Source organism: Streptosporangium sp. LJ11 (genome assembly GCF_051918945.1).
GTDB lineage: Bacteria > Actinomycetota > Actinomycetes > Streptosporangiales > Streptosporangiaceae > Streptosporangium.
Genome location: NZ_JBPXMB010000014.1, coordinates 1 through 19,599 on the forward strand (window position 1 = coordinate 1; position 19,599 = coordinate 19,599).

Genomic DNA, 19,599 nt, shown 5'->3' on the forward strand with positions numbered 1-19,599 from the left:
CCGGTGCAGTTCTCCTGCTGGACGGCCTTGCCCGCGGAGGTGCTCGCGTCCTTGACGCCCGCGCACAGGCCGCTGTGCGCGGCCCTGACCTGGAACCCGCCGCCGGCGGCGGTCAGGTTCCAGGTCTGGCCGGTGGCGCCGCAGCCGGACTGCGTGAGCTGCACGCCGTCGGAGCCACTGGCGCCGGGGACGGTCAGGCACAGGCCGCTGCCCGCGTTGACGAGGGTGTAGGCGCCGGGTGCCGGATCGGCCGCGGCGGCGGAGGTGCCGAACGCCCATCCGGACGCGGCGACCGCGCCGACGATGACGACGGCCGCGACCCTCCTGACGAATCTGCTCTTCACAGCCGAACTCCTTGCTGGTCCGGCAGGCCCGTGCGGCCTGCGTTCCGGATCCCCCCAGCGAGTGCGCACCGCTCACATGAGTGAACACGTCCGTGTCAGCGGACAAGCAACACCATAGGAAAGCGCTTTCCAACTGTCAATGAACCCGGAGACTTTCACATGGACGGCCGCTCGCCGGACGGCGGCTTGGCAGGTCTGGCCATCACGATCCTCGCGGCGTGCTTCTACCGTGCTGTCATGGACACTCCGGACCTCCTCATCAGGAACGCCACCCTGCGCGGCCGTCCCGGCAGGTGGTCGCTGGCCGCCACGGGCGGGCTCATCAGCCTCGTCGCCGAGGACGACCCCGATCTCGGCCCGGCGACCGGAGTGACCCTCGACGCCGACGGCGCCCTGGTCACCGAGCCGTTCGTGGACGCCCACCTGCACCTGTGCAAGGTCCACACCCTCGACAGGGCCGGGCCCGCCGCGCTCTCGGAGTACACCGGGGGTGCGATGGGAGCCGCGATGGGCGCCATCGAGACGGCCGCCGCCGTCAAGGCCGGCCAGACCGCGCGATCCGTCCTCGAACGCGCCCGTCCGGTGCTCCTGGAATCCGTACGGCACGGCGTCCGGGCGGTACAGGCCTTCGCCGACATCGACCCGCGGGCGGGACTCACCGGACTGGAGGCGCTGCTGGCGCTGCGCGAGGAGTTCCGCGGCGTGGTCGACGTGCGGGTGGTGGCGTTCCCGCAGGACGGCCTGCTCCGCGAACCCGGAACCGGGGAACTCGTCGCCGAGGCCGTACGGCGCGGCGCGGACGTGGTGGGCGGCATCCCCTGGATCGAGTGGACCGACGCCGACGCCGCCGAGCACGTGAGGCGTATGGTCGACCTCGCCCGGCGGCACGGCCTGCGCGTCGCCATGCTGGTCGACGACGCGGGAGACCCGGGGCTGCGCACGGCCGAGATGCTGGCGCGGGAACTGCTGGCGCGGAACATGATCGGACGCGGCAGCGCCCAGCACGCCAGGGCGATGGCGCTCTACCCCGAGCCGTACCTGCGCCGCCTGGCCGGGCTGTGCCGCGCCGCGGGACTCGGTTTCGTCAGCGATCCGCACACCGGGCCGCTCCACCTGCCGGTCTTCCGGCTGGCCGGCGCCGGTGTCCCGGTCGCGCTCGGCCAGGACGACATCGAGGACGCCTACTACCCGTTCGGGCGGCACAACCTCCTGGAGGTGGCCTTCCTTGCGGCACACCTGCTCGACGCCCGCACCGACGCCGCCCTGGAACGGTTGTACGACATGGTGACCGTCGACGCCGCGCGGGTCATCGGCCTGCCCGCCCACCGCCTGGAGCCCGGTGCCCCCGCCGATCTGGTGATCCTGGAGGGGCGGACCGTCCGCGAGGCCCTGACCCGGCACGCGCCGCCCCGGCACGTCGTCGTCGCGGGCCGGGTCGTGGCCTCGTCCGTCCTGCGCACCTCCTTCGGGCCGGGTGTTCCGCGCTGACGGGCGCGGCCGCCGGAGGCCGTACGGCCAGGCGAAGAGACCGGCACGGCGGAAAGCGGGCGGCGGAGAGACCTGCACGGCACCGTACGGCCGAGGCGAAGAAACCGGCACGGCGGCAAACGAGTGAGGCGGGAAAGCCGGCAGGGCGGCGAACGGGCAAGGCAAGGGAAACCAGCACGATGACGAACCCGCGAAGCCGGAAAAACCGGCGGGGCGACGGACGCGCGAAGCCGGGAAACCGGCGCCCGGACACCGTGGCGGCTCCGGATCGGTGGGATTCTTCCCGCGAAAACAGGTGTTCGGACGGGGACGATCTACTGAACTCTGGCGGTTCCGCCGCGGATGACATCCTTTCGGGGCACGACCCTTCGGCGGGAGCCGGTAGCCGAGCGTTACCGATTGCTCCCTTTCTGTGCCTTTCTGCTACCTCCGGGTAATCCGACCGCCCCAAGGCTTGGGGTTCCGCTAGCAGACTCCCGCGGCTCCCCCACTTACCGTGAGAGTAGGTTACGCATCGTGTCGGCGTCCTCCTTGACGCGGCACGGCGCTCCGCCAGCCCGGGCATCGCCCAGGGCTCGACCGATTCGACACCGATTCGACGTGGAGTGATCTGCCATGACCATGATCAGGAACGCCCTCGCAGCCGGAGCCATGATGGCCTCCGCTCTCATCGTCCCCATGGCGATGCCGGCCTCGTCCGCCACCGCGGGCACCGTGGCCGTGACCACCCCGGCCAGCGCCACCTCCGTCCTGAAGCCCTGCCGCGAGCACAAGAACCCCGACAGGTGTCGCGCCCGGCGCGAGTACCGGCGCGAGAGCGGGCGGGACTACCGGCGCGAGCGCGGACGTGAGGACCGGCGCGAGTACAGGGGCGAACGTCGCCGCGAGGGCATGAGCGAGTACAGGGGCGAACGTCGGCGCGAGGGCATGAGCGAGTACAGGGGCGAACGTCGGCGCGAGGGCATGAGCGAGCGTAGGCGCGAGCGCGTCGGCACCGGCAGGGGCGCCGGTATCGGCGGCGGCATCAGCGACAGCGGCCGGGGCACCGGCCGCGGGATCGACAACTGACAGGCGGCCGGCGGGCGGCTGACGCGGTCACCGGCGGCCAGGAGGCAGAAAGGCCGCCGTGACCGCGAACCGCACGCTCACCTCCTCGTGAGGCAGGCTCGGCCAGGCTCATGAAAGACCGTCCCGCGACGGGCGGCCCGACCCACCGAGCGTTCGGGGGCGGGCCGCTCGTCGCCCCGTGCCCGGCGAGCTCGCCCGCGTGCGCCCAACGCGAAACGAAACCGATCATCGCGGAATCCCCGGCTCGTACGTCCAGGCCGTGGAATGCCCCGCGCCCCTCGTGCGTGTACGGGGTCAGCGCTCGTACGTGTGCACGGGCGCGGCGGCTTCGTGAGCGTCGACGAGCTGTTTGGGAGCCGTCAGGCACCACGCCTCGGTGACCAGCTCGAACAGCTCATCCGCGTCGATCTTCGCGAGGTGCACCACGACCCAGCCGAACCGGCCCGCGGTGAACTGGATCTCGAACACCTCCGGCCGCTCCGCCACCAGCGCGAGCTGCTCGTCGATCGTCGACTTGAGCCCCACGGTCTCCGTCTTCTCCCACAGGTAGCCGAAGCCCTTGCCCCGCACCTTCAGCGAGACCCACTCGCCGCCGTCGCCCTGCTTGGTCTCGGGCAGTTGCTTCACCATGTCCAGGAATTCATCCACGCTCACACCCATGGCCCACGGTCTACCAGAGCGCACCGACATTTATCCCCTGTCGCCACCGGCGGCCGTCAGCCCGTGACGCCCGGCTCGCCGTTCTCGATGTGTCCCATCAGGCGGCGGGCGAAGCCGGTGTCCCCTGCGACGGTGATCCACAGGTCGTACCATCCGGTCGCGGCCCGCCACGGCACCCGCGCGGTCTCCCCGGCCGCGAGCCGCAGCGTCCGCGCCGCCCCGCCGTAGGCCAGGGGGGAGATCGTCACGTCGGCCGGTTCGTCACCGGTGTTGACGACGACGATCTCGATCGTCCGCGTGGCCGCGTCGATCACGCTGGACGTCTCCACCGGGTCGTCCGTCCCGCCCCGGAACTCCCTGCGGAAGCCGTTCGGCCCGGTGAGGACGAGGGCGTACGTGGGACACGGGAAGTAGACCACCTCGCGGGCGTGGCCGAGCACGTCGAAGTGCAGCGGCCGGACGAGCTCCCCCATGTAGCCGTACAGCGCCAGGTGCGCGCTCTCCGTACCGGTGTTGCTCATCGCGATCTCGACGGCGCGACCGCTGGTCCGCGCCGAGGCGTCGGGCCGGTACGGCAGCGCGCGGGCGGGCCTGACGCCCGGTTCCCCGCCGGGCATCCGCTGCTCGGCGGGGGCGTCGGGGTACCAGCGGCCGGTCGGGACTCCCTGGGCGGCTGCCGGTACCGCCGGCGTTTTCGGCACTTCCAGCGCTCCCGAGGTTTCCGGTTTTTCTGGTGTTTCCGGCGTGGGCCACGCCTCCGGGCGGGCGAAGTCGAAGGCGGAGGTGAGATCCCCGGCGACGGTCCGCCGCCAGTCGCTGATGTCGGGGGCCCTGATGCCGAGCCAGGTCTCCAGGAACCGGACCGTCGAGCTGTGGTCGAACGTCTGGGAACAGACGTGGCCCCCCACGCTCCACGGCGACACGACGATCATCGGAACGCGCATGCCCAGCCCGATGGGCCGCCCGCCGACGAACTCCCCCGGGGTTCCGTCCGGCGGGACGGGCGGGGGGACGTGGTCGAAGAAGCCGTCGTTCTCGTCGTAGGTGACGAAGACCGCGGTACTCGCCCACACCTCCGGACTCGAGCCCAGCGCGTCGAGGATCCGGTAGACGACCTTCCCGCTCTCCATCGCCGAGGATCCCTCGGGGTGCTCGGAGTCGGCGAGCGAGGTCACGACGTACGAGACCGCGGGGAGGCGTCCGGCCGCCACGTCGGCGGCGAACCAGTCCCCCAGCCCGCCCGTCCGGGTGCGGCGCAGCGCCCGGTCGTAGAGCAGCCGGTCGGCCGGGTCGAGGCGAGCCACCCTCTCCTCCAGCTCGGCGAGCATCGGCGCGGGGTCCTCGGACGCGCGCACCTTCTCGTAGAAGGAGTGCATGCTGCTCTGCCCCAGTTTCGCCATGACCGCCTTGAACGCGGTGAAGAACTCCAGGTTGTTGCACTGGTAGTTGTCCCACTCCTGGTAGATCTGCCAGGAGTGCCCGGCCCGGGTCAGCAGCTCGGGCACCGTGGTCCAGGAGTAGCCGGGGTGTCCGTCCTCCTCGCAGGCACCGTTGTCGACGGCCCGCTGTTCGGTACCGGGCTCGTGACCCGTGTGGCCGGAGACGTGGTAGTTGCGGTTCGGCGTCGTGGAGCTCAGCACCGAGCAGTGGTACGCGTCGCAGATCGTGAACGCGTCCGCCAGCCCGTAGTGGAACGGGAGGTCCTCGCGGTCGTAGTACGCCATGGTGGACGGGCCCTTGTTGGGCACCCAGGCGTCGTTCCAGCCCATCGCCCAGGCGTTCTGGGTGCCGAGCCAGCTGTGGTCGTGGGTGTCGAGCAGCATCGGGTCGGCTCCCGCGCGCCCGGCGGCCTCCCGTACCGAAAAGGGCAGGATCCCGTCCTGTTCGAAGACCGGACGGAGGGCACGGGTGGACACCGCGTTGCGGTCCCCGTAGCCGCGCACCCCGCGCATCCGGCCGAAGTAGTGGTCGAACGACCGGTTCTCCTGCATGACGAAGACGACGTGCTTGAGGTCGGAGAGGGTTCCGGGCGGTGCGGGCCGCGCCAGCAGGCGCACGAGAGAAGGGGGAAGTGCGGACCTTGCCGACATTGACGCATCCCTTTAACGGCATTTCGGGCAAGCCTCAACCTAACAACCCGGGCCGGTCCTTCCCACACCCGGGATCCGGCCTCGTAGCCCCCGACAGGACGCAGCGGACCGTCACCCTGCCGCACATTCTCGTCCGCGGCGACGACCTTCGCGTGCAGCACGGAAACCGAGCCGCCGGCCTTCGCCCTGCCCGCCCAGGCTCAGAACGTGATCGACGGGCGGAGCACTTCCGAGGCGACGTGCTCCGCTACATCACCGTTGACAACGGGATCGTGTAAAGGGCCCTCTTCTCGGCCAGCCATTCGCTGTCGATGAAGCGGCCGCTCATGCGCCCGGCGAGGAAAAGATAGGTCTCCAGGCAGACCCGTCCGTGGTCCTCGGGTTCGGTGACCCAGGATCCGGAGTGCACGGCCTCCGGGATGTTCGTGGGCGGCCCGGCTTCCCGGAGGTACGGTTCGACCATGGAGCCGGGGTCGGCGATGACCTCGCCGTACCAGCGTTGAGTCGCCCAGGCGGTCGTGACGCCATCGCCGTAGAGGAGGTCGTAGACAAGGGCGTCCAAGGTGCGGATCTGAAGGAAACGCAGGCCCGCTTCCGTCAGGCCGGTGGTGACCGGGGGTGGGCCGCTGATGGTGAGGGCGTGGGTCCAGCCGTCGGCGTGGGGGCCGGTCCAGATGCGTTCGGTGAAGGCCATCGGCCGGTAGTGGGCCATGGCGCTCGCGAGGTCGCAGTCCTGGCGGGAGGTGAGATCGGCGCCGAGCAGGGCGGCCACCGCCTCGGCGTCGCCCGACTCGACCCAGGTGCCGGTGAATCCGCGGCCCAGTCCCGCGCCGAGCAGGTACCCCCACTGGTCAGTCACCGGGGCCAGGTCCCTTTCGGGATGCGGCAGAGCAGTCCCGGCGTGGTGAACCAGGTGTCGTCGATGAACCGGCCGGTCGTGTACGCCATCGCGGCGAGGTAGAAGTTCATCTCCTGGGCGATGACAGGGGAGCCGACGAGATCTGCTCCCTCCTGTCTGGGAAGGTCCCAGTGATCTGCGGGGATGGTGTCCTCCCACTCGTCCCCGTTGAAATAGATCGGTTCGGTGATTTCGCCCGCGTAGTAGGACAGATGGTAGGCCCGCCCCCCCGGCTGCGGGAGCGAATCGAGGGCGCGCCACGGGGATAGTCCGGACACGGCGAATATCTTGACCCAGCCGGGGCTCTGCTCGGCCACCCAGACGAGGTCCTCTTCCGAGTAGGTGCGATACCATCGCCGCGCCTGGTCCAGGTCGCAGGCGAGTGTCTCCTCCTCCGCCCGCAGCGCGGCGACCACCGTGCGGTAGTCGGGCGCCTCGACCCACGAGCACTCGAACCTCTCCGCCAGGCCTCGCTCCTCGAAATACGACCACTGGTCTAATTTGTTGCGACTCGTCACGATGCTCCGATTGCGGGGGATCGGATGGGCGAGGTGGCCGCTGGCGAAGCCGACGGCCACCGAATGCGTCGATCTGGTCGAGCACGAAGTCATCCGGTGATTTGGCTTCCAGGTTCCATACGGCCAGTTCCTCCGCAGGGAAGTCCTTGAGGTTGGATGTGACGATGACCCGCGCACCCACCTTGATCGCGGCTGCGAGCACGTGCCGGTCATCTGGATGGGGAAGTTTCAGACCTTCCACCAGGGGCTCGTATCCCTCGACCAGACAGTCCCGCACAGCGGCGTTCATGAGATCGCGCAGTCGTGACAGCCTGTCCGCCGGGATGTCGGGACGGTCGGCCGCGAGGTTTGCGAGCGTCTCGTTCAGGATCTCGTTCGTCCATCTCGCCTGCACCATGCCTGCCTGGGCGATGCGGATGAGCAGGTCTCAAAGCGTGTTGCCGTAGAGGACGTTGGCGTCGTAGACCGCGACGAAGGCCACGGTCAAAGCCCCAGTTCTTGGCCGAGCACGGCGAGATCGTCGGCGGCGGTCCGCCGCTTAAGATCATCGCGCCGCTTGTAGTCCATGAGATCTTCAGCGGTGATGCGACGGTGCTTTTTCACCATCCGGTAGGGGATCGCCCCGGACTCCAGCAATCCGATCAGGTAGGGGCGGGACACGTTCAGCATGTCCGCCGCCTGCTGGGTGGTCAGTTCGGCACGGGAAGGAATGACCGAGACACCACGCCTCTCCGCGGCCTGGGTCAAAATGCAGGCGAGCAGGCTCACCGCCTCGCGCGGGAGGATCAGGGCGTCTTCGTCACCGAGTTCGCCGGTGACCGGGATGACCTCCTTGCCGGGACACCGCACGAGATGGTCCTTGATCCGTCTGACGGCACGTACCGCGACCTGAACGTCTATCGCTCCTGGCTCGATCGAGTGCTGGACGTGGATGCCGGTCATGTCCACCTCCCTCTCCTCATCGCATTATCCGAAACAAACGAAATAGATGTAACAGAGGTGGCCGAGGTGTCGGCGGCCTCGCAGCGGAACCCGCTGTTCGGCCGCGAGACCGTCCCGTCCGCTCTCACCGCCGCAGTGGCGGGAACGCGATGGGCCTTGTCGGCATGGATGATCGAGGCAGCAGGGTGTGGTCAGCGGTCTGGTTGCTGGAGGCGCCGGATCTGGAGGCGCAGCTCTCGTTCGCGGTGCTCGCGCCGTTGCTCACGGCGTAGTTCCGATTCCTCGGCGCTCTCGCGGTCCCAGCGCGCCCGGGTCCGCCGGATCTCGTACAGGGCGACGCGGGACAGCCAGATGATGCCGATCACGATGGCCATGAGGATGGTCACGTGACCGGCGAGAAACAGCACGAAACCAGCGACGAAATACACCCGGTACGCGGTCTTGACGGCGATTTCTATCGTGTCTATGTGCTTTTCGAACAGCGTCATGCGTTACTCCGACGGTGTTGGGTGGAGTAGCCGCTCCGGCATGAGAGGGAATGACCGAAATACCAGTTCCGTCCGCTCGCGGGGTCATCGCTTCACCGGCGGAAGCGCGATGCCGAGCGGGTACGGGACTTGCCGACTTAGACGATCAATACCTACTCTGGTATGCGACTTTCTCCTTCATCACGGGGTCATGAAAAGGACGGGGGTGGCGTGGCCGAGCGGATGGTGCCCAGTCCCCGGCACGAAAGGCTGAGGCAATTGCTCGCCGAAGCCGAATACAGGGCCGATGAGGTGCGGCAGGCATACCAGCGCGCCTCCTCGGCGATGCGGTCGGGACAGGTGTGGACGGGGCCGACGGCCGCCACCTGGACCACCGAGCTGGAAGACCGGCACCAACGGCTGGGAACGCTTGCCCAGCGCGTGGTGGACGCGGTCGAGGAGGAACTGCGCCGCTCTCCTCCGCTGGTGACCGAGGCCGAGGCGAACGCCATGCGCCGGGAGATGGCCGGACGCACGTGACCGTGAAGGGGAACGTTCCATGGCACCCACCTCCGAGTTCTGCGGCATCGACCCCGAACAGATGGGGCAGCTCGCCACCTCCCTGCGCGGCGCCGCGGACCGGTTGACCGCTTTCAGCCGGGAGTTCGAGGGCAAGCTCCGCCAGCACGGGGTCGACACCCCCGCGCTCCGGGAGATCACCGACATCGCGGACTGGGGCGGGAGGCAGGTCTCCATGCTCCACGGCCGGATCGACCTGATCAACGCCCTGGGCGACGGCGCCCCCGAGCTGGGCGGGGCGGGGGGCGCGGCCTCGATGGCGGCGGGCGGGCAGGGGCTCGTCCGGCTCCCCGACGAGCTGAAGGACTTCGACCTCGCCCAGGGCCTGGCCAGGATGTACGGCGAGGACATCCTGGTGAACTTCCACAGCGACCTGCAGGCCAAGCTCATCCACGAGCACATCGACGACGTCGCCAAACTCGCCGACAACCCCCAGGCCGCCGCCGCCTTCTTCGCCCTGCTCTCCCCCAAGGTCCGCGACGCGCTGCCCAATCTCATCGCGGTCACCGGCAGCAAGACCGCCAAGAAGGACCTGGCCGTCTTCAGCAAGGCCCTCGGCGCGGCTTTGAACGCCCCCACCCTCGTCCCGGCCTTCGCCAAGGTCAGAGACGACCTGGTCAAACCGGCCGGAAGCAAGGTCGCCGCGTGGAACCGGCTCGCACTGCTCAGCGGCGCCAACGCCCCCTCCTCCGTCCGCAGCGCGGCGGCCCGCGCACTGGTTCTGGACGAGTTCGCGAAGAAGCCCAAGCAGGACTGGCGGGCCGGCGGACCCACCGAGACGAAGGAGTACGGCCTGCCCGAAGACCTGGTCGCCATGGGGCTGGAGGTGCTCGACGGAGACGGCGCGGCGGTACGGGACACCTTCGCCAAGATGGGCGGGGCCGACGTCAAGCTCAGCCAGGTCGACAAGATGAAGCTGTTCCTCGACCGCGCCAAGACGGCGGGCACCGGGGACGAGGTGGCCGACGCCTTCGGCCGGGCGATGGAGGCGGGCACCGAGGCCAAGACCGAAAAGGCCGGCCGGCACAGCCCGGAGGCCGCCGCCTTCGCCCTGGACGCGATAAAGGTCGCGGGCTCCTTGGGCAGCGACCTGCCCAAGGTCGGCTGGGATTCCATGAGCGTGATCGCGAAGTCCTACATCCACGAACTGGCCTCGGGTGCCCGCTTCGACAAAGCCGTCTACCGCGACTCCGGCATGGGAGTTCCAGAGAACTGGATCCATCTTCCTCCCGTGACCCCGGCGTTCTACCTCAGTCCGGGCGACACCTTTCGCTTCCTGAAGACCTTTGTCGGAGACAAACAGCTCACTGACGACTTCGACGCGACGGCAGCCCAGTTCCGTCATGACACGTTGATGGCAGCGGCTCGTTCGGACGCGCAGACAAACAACGGTGACTTCGAACTCGCTTCGACCATGTTGGGAGACCTGGGCGGTCTGGAATTCAAAGCGACGCTGGACGTGCGCGGAGAGCAGGACGCCATCAACGAAATGGTCCTTAATGTCGTCAAGAACACCGTCTCCTTCGGGATCGACGGAATTTCCCCCGCGAGTAGGGGTGTCGTGGCAGGGTGGGAATTATTCAAGGCACACGGTGTCAGCAACTTACTCGATGGCGCAGCCGACCGAATTGAAACACAGGTAGAGCAGGCGACCGGAGCTCGGGCAGAATTCGCTCTGCGCCTGAAATACGATATGGCGCATCTTCTCCATAGCGCTGACTATCCAGCAAGTGAGCCCCCCGCAGAGCTAATAAGCAAAACTACCGGCAGCCTCAAGACCTATGACGAGTTCGTTGTCGAAGCCAAACACGAGACCAATGGCAGCGATACGAAATGGGAACAAGCACTCAGTAAGAAGCTAATCGCCTATGAGCGGTGGATGGATAGCAACAAGGATCTCGATCTCAAACTTGAGAACTCATCCAGAGTTCAAGTCAACGAAACCGCCCGAGAGCAAATACGCATATGGGAATAGATTAATTCTTTTCTCACCGAGGCAGACAGAGAGTTTCCGCATGTAGCCGCCATGTGGGAGACTCCGGAGCCACATACACCGCAGCTATGATTCCTACACCCTTTTTTGACGCGTGGATGAATCTTCCTTCCTCGGCATCCACCTCACTAAAGGGGTTTTTCAGCTTATAACCAAGTTCATTGACGAGGGTGCCAGCCATTATTCCTTCGGCCTGGTCCAGATGACTGTCCACATCTCGGGCATTACGTTCATCATCAGCAGTGGCCCGCAGCACTCGTTTGAACTTGTCCTTGTCGCAAGGAATATCCTTGTCTGGACGCTGTAGGATACGAAGCTTGTTCAGCGGATTCTTGAAGACATCGTCGGTTTCCAGGCGCCGCGTGTCTTTCTGTAGCTCCGCCACCGCGTCCTTCAGGGAAGGATCGGAAGCACATCCTGAGGCCACTATCACCAGCACCAGACCGACGGCAAGTAACCGGGTGGAGCGCATTTGGGACCTCCGGGGGTAGTGGACGCCAGGACGTATCAATCTTTACCCACTCGGCACGCGTTCGCCACACCCTTTCCATACTCGTTCGTTGGCCAAGGGAAGTTGCCAGGTCACGCCGACCGCTGTCGTCAGCCAGGGCAGGAGCATGTCCTCGCGGGTTGAAGCCGTGATCCGCTCGGCCGGCGGCTCGATCGTCGTCATGGTTTCGCCTTTCGAATGCTTTTCGACGCTCGCGACGGGAGGCCAAAAGAGGGCTATATCATTCATATCCGGCCCGATTCACCTCCGGCCAGGAAATTGGTTTACCGCTTTCTTATCAGCACTTTCATGAGGAGGATTCCTGTGCCTAGAATGCCTTATCGGTAGTCAACCGACTACTAGATCGGCAATCCAGGCTAGAGCGGATGATGACAGCCGTTGGTTTACCTGGACTGGATTTGATATCACCGGCCGACCATCAAGTCCGTTTTTTCTAATTCGGGAGGAAATGCAATGGATGAGGTGCCGTCTCTCGATCCTGGATCTCCTCGCGTGCGGTTCGGCGCCGAGATGCGTCGGCTGCGGGAGGCAGCCCAGCTCTCGCAGTCCGCCGTGGCCAGGCGGCTCGGCTGCACCCAGACTCAGGTCAGCCGCCTGGAGAGCGCCAGCCGCACACCATCGAAGTCCGACGCGGAAAAGCTGGACCAGCTCTTCGGGACCGCTGACGGCAGCGCCTTCACTCGCCTCCGTCAGCGCATCCTGGCCCAACCCGGTGGCCCGATCTGGTTCCAGAGCTGGGTCGAGGAGATCGAGCCGACCGCCCTCGTCCTGCGCTCCTGGGACCCCCTCCTCATCCCCGGTCTTCTCCAAACGGAGTCCTACGCCCGTCACCTGTTCGCTCAGGCTCCTCAGATCACCCTCGATGAGGTGGAAGAACGAGTTAGAGCTCGCATGCACCGGCAGTGGATTCTCAGCCGGGAAAATCCCCCTCTCCTCCTTGTACTCGTCGACGCAGGTGTTCTGCGCCGCAAGGTCGGTGGAATCGAGGTGATGCACGAACAACTCGGCCACCTGCTGGAAATCACTCAGAGGCCAACCGTTTCCATCCAGATTGTCAGCCCGGAGTGCCTCACGGGTCTGATGGGCGCTTTCACGATCGCCGAACTTCCAGACGGACAACCAGGTGCCCTTCATGCGGAATCTTCGGCGGAAGGACAGATCATGACAGATCTTGATTCCGTGACATCGATTTGGAAGCGTTATGAGGCGATACGACTCTGGGCCTATCCTGAGCATGTATCCCTCAAAATGATCGAGAAGGCGAGGCGGGGATGGACCTGAGCGGCGCCGTGTGGCGGAAGTCGTCTCGTTCCGGAGACAGCGGCGGCCAGTGTGTCGAGGTGGCCTCCAATCTGTCCGGGGTGGTCGCCGTTCGCGACAGTAAGAACCCCGGTGGCCCCAAGCTGCTCTTCGCCCCCGCCGAGTGGAAGTCGTTCATCGGTGGCGTCAAGACCGGCGAGTTCGACACTCTGACCTGACCTTTCATCCCTTCGACCGTCGACCGACACGCCTCCAGGCCGGTCCTAGGTCCATGGTCCGATGCGGCAGGAGCGGGATGGGACATAACGTCGGCCTCTCGTCCACAGAGAGGTAAGCCAATGACGTTTCTGGTGACCGGAGCGACGGGCAAGGTCGGTCGGCACGTGGTCGGCCACCTGCTCCGCGCGGGTCAAAGGGTGCGTGCGCTCACCAGGGATCCGGCCGGGGCCGGCCTGCCGGAGTCCGTGGAGGTGGTGCGGGGCGATCTCACCGATCCCGGCACGCTGGGGCCGGCCTTCGACGGCGTCGAGGGCGTGCACCTGCTGACCGTGGGCGGCGACGACTACGCCACGCTGCGGACCGGACCGGAGTTGGCCAGGCTGGCGGAGAGGGCCGGAGTGCGGCGGGTCGCGCTGCTGTGGAACGGTCAGGTGGGTCCGGTGGAGGAGGCCTTCGCGGCGAGTGGCGTCGAGTGGACCAGGCTGCAGCCGGTCGACTTCATGGGCAACACGCTGGCCTGGGCGTCGGCCATCAGGGCGGAGGGCGAGGTGCGTGAGCCGTTCGCCGACGTTCCGGGCGGGGTCGTGGACGAGGCGGACGTCGGCGCCGTTTCGGCGGCGGTGCTCGTGCGCGGCGGCCACACGGGGAGGACATATGTGCTCACGGGGCCTCAGCCGCTCAGCCGGCGTCAGCGCCTGGCCGCGATCGCGGAGGCGACAGGCCGTCCGCTTCGCCTCGTCGAGCTCACCGAGGAGCAGGCGCGCCGGCGCTGGCGGCAGGCGGGACACGGTGAGGAGCTCATCGAGCTTCTCGTCTCCTGGCAGCGCGACCCGCCTCCCGAGTCCGCCTCCGTCTCGCCCGCGGTGCGTGAGATCACCGGTCGCGAGCCGCGTTCGTTCGCGGAGTGGGCCGCCGAGCACGCCGCCCACTTCGGCGCGGAGGTCGCGAAAGCCCCGGAGGCCCCGGAGGCCGCGAAAGCCCCGGCGGCTCTGAAAGCCCCGGAGTTCCCGAAGGCGTAGGGCCTGAATCTGGGCCTCCGTGCCGGAGTGGGTCGTGTCGGTGAGCCACTTCGAGTGTCGGTGAGCCACTTCGAGTGTCGGTGAGCCACTTCGAGCAGGTTCTAGATCCAGCCGCGCCGGGTGGCCTCCATCGCGACCTGGAACCGGGTCTGCGCCCCGACGCGCTGCATCAGCTTGGTGACGTGCCGCTGCACGGTGCGCTCGCTCCATCCCAGGGCCCGGCTGGCGGCCTTGTCGGTCGCCCCCGACGCCAGCAGGGTCAGCAGTCTCGCCTCCTCCTCGGACAGCACCTCCGCGTCGGGTGAGTTCAGCTGGACCGGGACGCTGCGTGTCCACGTCGTCTCGAAGAGGGCCACCAGCGCGTCCAGGAGCGGGGAGGGGTGGATCACGTAGGACGCCGCGATCATGTCGTCCACCGGCCGGAGCAGCGGGATGATGGCGAGCCGGTCGTCGGAGATGGCCAGTTTCATCGGCAGGTCCGCGGCGATCCTGGCCTGTTCCCCGTGCCGCATCCCGGCCGTGACGTCGTCCAGCCAGCCGGGAAGCGCGAGCGCGCTCCTGTCGTAGATGACCCGGTACTTCACCCCCCGCTTCAGCAGGGCGAGTTCCACGTGGTTCGGCTCCGTGTGCGCCTGCGGGGCGGCGTAGGGCGGGCGGTCGAACCCCCGCATCTGGGTCCGGGTGTTCTGCTGCATCTGCACCCAGTGGTGGTTGACCTCGTCGCGTCCCGAGACGATCTCGATCAGGTCGCCCGGATGGGCGAACCGGGTGCCCGCGCGGTACATCTTGACCAGCGTCCCGATGTGCAGGCGGACGTCGCGCAGCCCGGCCTCGCGCTCGCGCAGCACGGCCTCCAGCCCGCTGTCCGGTGAGACGACGACATAGCGAACGGGGCGCCCCGTGGAACGGGTGGCCAGGCCGAGGTCGACGAGCGAGCGCAACGTCCGCCTCGCGGCTGACACCGGGAGATGACAGTCATGGACGAGTTCGGAGACCGTCGCCTGCGTTCTGCGGACGAGTGCGTCGTACACCGCCTCGTCCTGCCGGCTCAACCCGATCGCCTCAAGCATCACACTCTCCTTGCCTGTACGGTGAGCTCCGGCACCGGGAGCAGCCCGCCACTTCGCCTGTCGTGTTTACGTCACCTGACAGGAACTCGCCTCTGACCCAGCTTGTCAGGGGATGACAGCTGATGCCAGCGTTCAGGGGCACCACAGCGCGCACCTGAACGAAGGAGTCCCCCATGTCGCTGTCCGCCCTACGATCTCGCGGGCAACGCCTGTCACTCGCCGCACTCCTCGTCCTGGGATCACTCGCCGCGGTCCTGCCGTCGAGCCCGGCCACGGCAGCGAGCCCGGCCACGGCTGAGAAGCCCCCCGCGGAGCCGGGCCGGCGAGGAAAGATCGCCCCTGAGCTGATCGACCGGACGAGGACCGCCGGCGCGCGTGCCGACGACCGCGTCGAGGCCGTCGTCGTGCTCGGCGCGGCCTCCGGCCTCCGGTCGACGGCCCCCTCGCCGGGCGAGGCGCGGAAGGCCCTGGCCGAGACGGCCGATGCCGTGCAGGCCCCCGTCGTCCGGCTGGTCGAGTCCCACGGGGACCAGGTGCTCAACACGTTCTGGATCAAGAACATGGTCCTCGTCCGGGCTAAACCCGCCACCCTGGAGGCGCTGGCCGCGCTCGCCCTGGTGGACCGGATCATCCCCAACTTCGAGCTCAAGGCCCCGCCCGCGCCGCGCAGCGCCGCGAAAGCCAAGGAAGGGGAATCGGCCTGGGGCATCGAGAAGATCGGCGCCGACCGGGTGCGAAAGGAGCGCGGGCTCACCGGTGACGGCGTGCGCGTGGCGGTCCTCGACACCGGTGTCGACATCGCCCACCCCGACCTCACCGGCAAGCTCGTCACCGACAACGCCTCGGACCCGTCCTACCCGGGAGGCTGGATCGAGTTCGGCCCGGACGGGAAGCCGGTGCCCTCCTCACCCCACGACAGCAGCTACCACGGCACGCACGTGGCGGGCACGATCGCCGGCGGGAACGCGTCGGGCACGCAGATCGGTGTCGCGCCCGGCGCCGAGCTGATGGCGGGCCTGGTCATTCCCGGCGGCAACGGAACGCTCGCCCAGGTGATCGCCGGCATGCAGTGGGCGATCGCGCCGTACGCCGCCGACGGCACCCCCGCGGGGAAGCCCGCCGACGTCGTCAGCATGTCGCTGGGCGCGGAGGGCTACTCCGACGAGATGATCGAACCGGCCAGGAACATCTACCTGGCCGGCGCCTTCCCGTCCTTCGCCATCGGCAACGAGTGCCTCGAAGGAGGGTCGGGCAGTCCCGGCAACGTCTACGAGGCCGTGTCCGTCGGCGCCACCGACGCGGGTGACGACGTACCGGAGTTCTCCTGCGGCGGGGTGGTCCGCAGGACCGACTGGATCGACGCGCCCGCCGAGTGGCCCGAGTCGTACGTCGTCCCCGACGTCTCGGCACCCGGCGTGGACGTGCTCTCGGCCCTGCCGGGCGGCGAGTACGGATCGCTGAGCGGCACCTCGATGGCGACCCCGCACGTCTCGGGCACGGTCGCGCTGATGGTCGAGGCCCGCCGTGACCTCGGCGTCGACGAGGCGCTGGGCATCCTGGCCGGTACGTCCTTCTTCGACGAGCGCTACGGCGAGCGCCCGAACCCGCGCTTCGGCGCGGGACGGATCGACGCGTACGCCGCCGTCGCGGAGGCGGCTCTCGCGAGCGGCGTCCGGGGCGTCGTCACCGACGAGAGGACGCGCGAGCCGCTCGCCGGCGTGACGGTCACCCGGACGGACACCGGCCGGACCGTCGAGACCGACGAGCGCGGACGGTTCGAGGTGCGGCTGGCCGCCGGGTCGTACGACCTGACGCTGTCCAGGTTCGGCTACCGGCAGGAGACGGCCAGGGTCAGCGTCACGGCGAACCGCTTCTCCGACGTCCGCGTCGCGCTTGACCGGACCCGCTGGGGGAGGATCTCGGGGCAGGTGAGCTACGGCCCGACCGGCTCGACGGTGCCGGGCGCGAAGGTCACGGTGCTCGGCGTGCCCGACAGCCTCGTGGCGACGACGGACCTCAACGGCCGGTACACGATCGACGACGTGCCCGAGGGCGACCACCAGGTCGCCGCGGCGGCTCCCGACGTGTCGAGGTCGGAGCCCGCGAAGGTCACCGTACGCGGGACGAAGCCCGCGCGGGCCGACTTCGCCCTCCCCCGGCCCCTGGCCACCGAGCGCGTCTCGGTGACCTCGGACGGCCGCCAGGGCAACGGCGAGGCGTGGTGGCCGAAGATGAGCGCCGACGGCGAGGTGGTGACGTTCGCCAGCCCGGGGTCCGGCTTCGTCGCCGACGACACCAACAACGACCTCGACATCTTCGTGACCGATCTGCGTACCCGGGCGGTCGAGCGGGTCTCGGTGGCCTCGGACGGCGCCCAGAGCGACGGCTTCTCGCTGAGTCCCACCATCGGCGCGGACGGGCGCCTCGTCGGGTTCGGCAGCGGGGCCACCAACCTCGTGGCCGGGGACACCAACGGGCAGACCGACGCCTTCGCGCACGACCGGGAGACGGGGAAGACCGAGCGGGTCTCGGTGGCCTCCGACGGCGGCCAGAGCGACGGGCTGTCCTCGTCCCCCTCGTTCAGCGCCGACGGCCGGTTCGCCGTCTTCAACAGCGACGCCACCAACCTCGTGCCCGGGGACGTCAACGGCCGGACCGACGTCTTCGTCCGCGACCGGAGCACCGGGAAGACCGAGGCCGTCTCGGTCGGGACCGGCGGCGCCACGGGTGACGGGAACTCGCGCGAGCAGTCGATCAGCGCCGACGGCCGCTTCGTCGCCTTCGAGAGCCAGGCCACCGACCTCGTGCCGGGAGACACCAACGGGCACGGCGACGTCTTCGTCCGCGACCGGCAGACCGGGAAGACCGAGCTGATCCCCGCGCCGGACGCGAGGGAGGCGAGCAGCCCGTCGATCAGTGCCGACGGGCGGATGGTGGTCTTCACCGCGAGCGGCGGGCTCGAGGGGTACCAGATCTACGTCCACGACCGGCAGACCGGCACGAGGAGGCTCGCGTCGGCGGCGTCCGACGGGAGCATGGCCAACGACTGGTCCTTCGCCCCGTCACTGAGTGACGACGGGCAGACCGTGGCGTTCTACACCTACGCCACCAACCTCGCCGGCGGTGACACCAACGGGCGGACGGACGTGTACGTGCGCGACCTCAAGGCGGGCACCACCACGCGGGTCTCCGCGGGTCCCAAGGACGTCGAGGGTGACGGCTCGGCCGGCATACCGTCGATCAGCGGGGACGGGCGGTACGTCGCCTTCGAGAGCAACTCCGCCAACCTCGTCGGTGACGACACCAACCGGAAGTCCGACATCTTCGTCCACGACCGGACTCCGGGACCCGAGCCGCGCTTCGCCCTGGCCGGCCTCGACGTCAGCCCGGACCACACCCGCCCCGGCCGCCCGGTGCGGATCACCGCGTGGGTGAAGAACGTGGGAGAGAGGGCGGGCGGGTACGACGCCGTCCTGCGGGTCGACGGCGAGGTCGAACGGCGGCAGACCGTGCAGGTCCGCGCCGACAGGGCTGTGCGGCTCTCGTTCGACGCGCGCCGGAGCGACGCGGGTACGTACACCGTGGAACTGGGCCCGCTCACCGGCCGGTTCGTGGTGGCGGGCCACTGACGGACCGTGAACCGCCCCTGACCGGACGCGGGTGACACCGCTCCGCCATGTGACCTCGCCCCCGGCCGGTCGCGGCGCACCAGCCCGCGACCGGCCGGGGGCGAGGATTCTCCCGCCGGAAAGAGGATTCTCCCGCCGGAAAAGGGGTTGAGCGGGAGCGACGGCCACGAGCATGATCGGCTCATGGATCTCGTCGCGTCCCTGCCCGCCTTCGTCGTCGCCGTCGTGCTGATCTCGGCGTCACCGGGTCCCGCGATGGCGTTGATCCTGCGCCGTGCCGCGCTGCACGGTTTCCGGGGAGCGGTGCCGACGGTGCTGGGCCTGGAGGCCGGTCTGTACGCCTGGGCGCTGTTCGCCGCCGCCGGCCTGGCCGCCCTGGTGGCCGCTTCGGAAGTGGCCTTCGTCGTTCTCCGCGTGGTCGGTGCGGGCTTCCTGCTCTACCTCGGGCTGAAGGCGTGGCGTACCGCGTGGCGGATCCGGGCGGCCGGGCCCGCGCGGGAGTCCGCCGAAGACACGCCGCCCGGCCCGAGGCGGGGCGGCTGGTGGAGAGCCTTCGGCGAGGGCGCCCTCGTGATGCTCGCCAACCCGAAGGCCGCGGCCTTCATGATCGCTTTCTACCCCCAGTTCGTACCGGCCGACCGGCCGCTGTTCTCCACCACCGCGCTCCTCGCGCTCCTGCAGGTGGCCGTCGAGATCGCCCTGTACCTCACCCTGGCGGCGGTGGTGGGGCGCGCGGGCGCGTGGTTCCGCAGGCCCGTGATCCGTCGCCGGCTGGAGGCCGTCAGCGGCACCGTTCTCATCGTCCTGGGCCTGCGTATGGCCGCCGCGACCCGCTGACGCCGCG

General features: G+C 68.6%; 19 protein-coding genes. 9 read left to right on the forward strand and 10 right to left on the reverse strand.

From position 1 onward, the window contains the following. Positions 1 to 344: RICIN domain-containing protein (locus ACTOQ3_RS21005; RefSeq protein WP_440085043.1), on the reverse strand; the 344-nt coding region annotated here is incomplete at its 3' end. A 237-nt stretch (positions 345 to 581) separates the two neighbouring features. Here ACTOQ3_RS21005 and ACTOQ3_RS21010 point away from each other — a divergent pair. Together ACTOQ3_RS21010 and ACTOQ3_RS21015 are read left to right on the forward strand one after the other, a co-directional pair. Beyond that, the gene (locus ACTOQ3_RS21010; protein WP_440085044.1) at positions 582 to 1,832 is read left to right on the forward strand and encodes an amidohydrolase family protein; all 1,251 of its coding nucleotides are present in this window, start codon (positions 582 to 584) and stop codon (positions 1,830 to 1,832) included. Positions 1,833 to 2,447: 615 nt separating this feature from the next. Further along, positions 2,448 to 2,900 (forward strand): hypothetical protein, encoded by a 453-nt coding sequence (locus ACTOQ3_RS21015; RefSeq protein WP_440085045.1) that lies wholly within the window; start codon positions 2,448 to 2,450, stop codon positions 2,898 to 2,900. 294 nt (positions 2,901 to 3,194) lie between these two features. Here ACTOQ3_RS21015 and ACTOQ3_RS21020 read toward each other — a convergent pair whose 3' ends face one another. From ACTOQ3_RS21020 to ACTOQ3_RS21045, 6 genes are all read right to left on the reverse strand, one after another. Beyond that, the gene (locus ACTOQ3_RS21020) at positions 3,195 to 3,560 is read right to left on the reverse strand and encodes an MmcQ/YjbR family DNA-binding protein (protein ID WP_440085046.1); all 366 of its coding nucleotides are present in this window, start codon (positions 3,558 to 3,560) and stop codon (positions 3,195 to 3,197) included. Positions 3,561 to 3,616: 56 nt separating this feature from the next. Then, positions 3,617 to 5,650 (reverse strand): phosphocholine-specific phospholipase C, encoded by a 2,034-nt coding sequence (locus ACTOQ3_RS21025; protein ID WP_440085047.1) that lies wholly within the window; start codon positions 5,648 to 5,650, stop codon positions 3,617 to 3,619. Between the two features lie 247 nt (positions 5,651 to 5,897). Next, on the reverse strand, positions 5,898 to 6,509 hold the full coding sequence (locus tag ACTOQ3_RS21030) for a hypothetical protein (protein WP_440085048.1): 612 nt from the start codon (positions 6,507 to 6,509) through the stop codon (positions 5,898 to 5,900). After that, positions 6,506 to 7,066, reverse strand: coding sequence for a hypothetical protein (locus ACTOQ3_RS21035; protein WP_440085049.1), 561 nt, complete (start codon positions 7,064 to 7,066; stop codon positions 6,506 to 6,508). The genes ACTOQ3_RS21030 and ACTOQ3_RS21035 overlap by 4 nt, the downstream gene beginning before the upstream one ends. 483 nt (positions 7,067 to 7,549) lie before the next feature. Beyond that, complete coding sequence (locus ACTOQ3_RS21040) at positions 7,550 to 8,008, reverse strand: helix-turn-helix domain-containing protein (protein ID WP_440085050.1); 459 nt, start codon at positions 8,006 to 8,008, stop codon at positions 7,550 to 7,552. A 191-nt stretch (positions 8,009 to 8,199) separates the two neighbouring features. Continuing rightward, positions 8,200 to 8,496, reverse strand: coding sequence for a hypothetical protein (locus ACTOQ3_RS21045; RefSeq protein WP_440085051.1), 297 nt, complete (start codon positions 8,494 to 8,496; stop codon positions 8,200 to 8,202). 210 nt (positions 8,497 to 8,706) lie between these two features. Between ACTOQ3_RS21045 and ACTOQ3_RS21050 the strand changes: the two genes are divergently transcribed. Beyond that, complete coding sequence (locus ACTOQ3_RS21050; RefSeq protein ID WP_440085052.1) at positions 8,707 to 9,015, forward strand: hypothetical protein; 309 nt, start codon at positions 8,707 to 8,709, stop codon at positions 9,013 to 9,015. A 19-nt stretch (positions 9,016 to 9,034) separates the two neighbouring features. Further along, a complete protein-coding gene (locus ACTOQ3_RS21055; protein WP_440085053.1) occupies positions 9,035 to 11,029 on the forward strand; it encodes a hypothetical protein in 1,995 nt (664 codons plus the stop codon). Positions 11,030 to 11,042: 13 nt separating this feature from the next. On the opposite strand, the gene ACTOQ3_RS21060 is transcribed toward ACTOQ3_RS21055, so the two are convergent. Both ACTOQ3_RS21060 and ACTOQ3_RS21065 read right to left on the reverse strand, forming a co-directional pair. Next, entirely contained in the window at positions 11,043 to 11,519 is a 477-nt protein-coding gene (locus tag ACTOQ3_RS21060) for a hypothetical protein (RefSeq protein ID WP_440085054.1), read from the reverse strand. A gap of 42 nt (positions 11,520 to 11,561) precedes the next feature. After that, on the reverse strand, positions 11,562 to 11,720 hold the full coding sequence (locus ACTOQ3_RS21065) for a hypothetical protein (protein WP_440085055.1): 159 nt from the start codon (positions 11,718 to 11,720) through the stop codon (positions 11,562 to 11,564). A 291-nt stretch (positions 11,721 to 12,011) separates the two neighbouring features. On the opposite strand from ACTOQ3_RS21065, the gene ACTOQ3_RS21070 reads away from it, so the two are divergent. The 3 genes from ACTOQ3_RS21070 to ACTOQ3_RS21080 all read left to right on the forward strand — a co-directional run bounded on the left by ACTOQ3_RS21070 (position 12,012) and on the right by ACTOQ3_RS21080 (position 14,056). Further along, entirely contained in the window at positions 12,012 to 12,839 is an 828-nt protein-coding gene (locus ACTOQ3_RS21070; RefSeq protein ID WP_440085056.1) for a helix-turn-helix domain-containing protein, read from the forward strand. Beyond that, entirely contained in the window at positions 12,830 to 13,036 is a 207-nt protein-coding gene (locus ACTOQ3_RS21075) for a DUF397 domain-containing protein (protein WP_440085057.1), read from the forward strand. Before ACTOQ3_RS21070 ends, ACTOQ3_RS21075 begins: the two co-directional genes overlap by 10 nt. A gap of 120 nt (positions 13,037 to 13,156) precedes the next feature. After that, positions 13,157 to 14,056, forward strand: a complete 900-nt coding sequence (locus tag ACTOQ3_RS21080) for an NmrA family NAD(P)-binding protein (protein ID WP_440085058.1) — start codon at positions 13,157 to 13,159, stop codon at positions 14,054 to 14,056. A 101-nt stretch (positions 14,057 to 14,157) separates the two neighbouring features. Here ACTOQ3_RS21080 and ACTOQ3_RS21085 read toward each other — a convergent pair whose 3' ends face one another. Beyond that, positions 14,158 to 15,126, reverse strand: coding sequence for a helix-turn-helix transcriptional regulator (locus tag ACTOQ3_RS21085; RefSeq protein WP_440085059.1), 969 nt, complete (start codon positions 15,124 to 15,126; stop codon positions 14,158 to 14,160). 173 nt (positions 15,127 to 15,299) lie between these two features. Here ACTOQ3_RS21085 and ACTOQ3_RS21090 point away from each other — a divergent pair, with 173 nt between their 5' ends. Both ACTOQ3_RS21090 and ACTOQ3_RS21095 read left to right on the forward strand, forming a co-directional pair. Continuing rightward, complete coding sequence (locus ACTOQ3_RS21090) at positions 15,300 to 18,755, forward strand: S8 family serine peptidase (protein WP_440085060.1); 3,456 nt, start codon at positions 15,300 to 15,302, stop codon at positions 18,753 to 18,755. A 183-nt stretch (positions 18,756 to 18,938) separates the two neighbouring features. Next, entirely contained in the window at positions 18,939 to 19,592 is a 654-nt protein-coding gene (locus ACTOQ3_RS21095) for a LysE family translocator (protein WP_440085061.1), read from the forward strand. Positions 19,593 to 19,599: the final 7 nt, after the last annotated feature.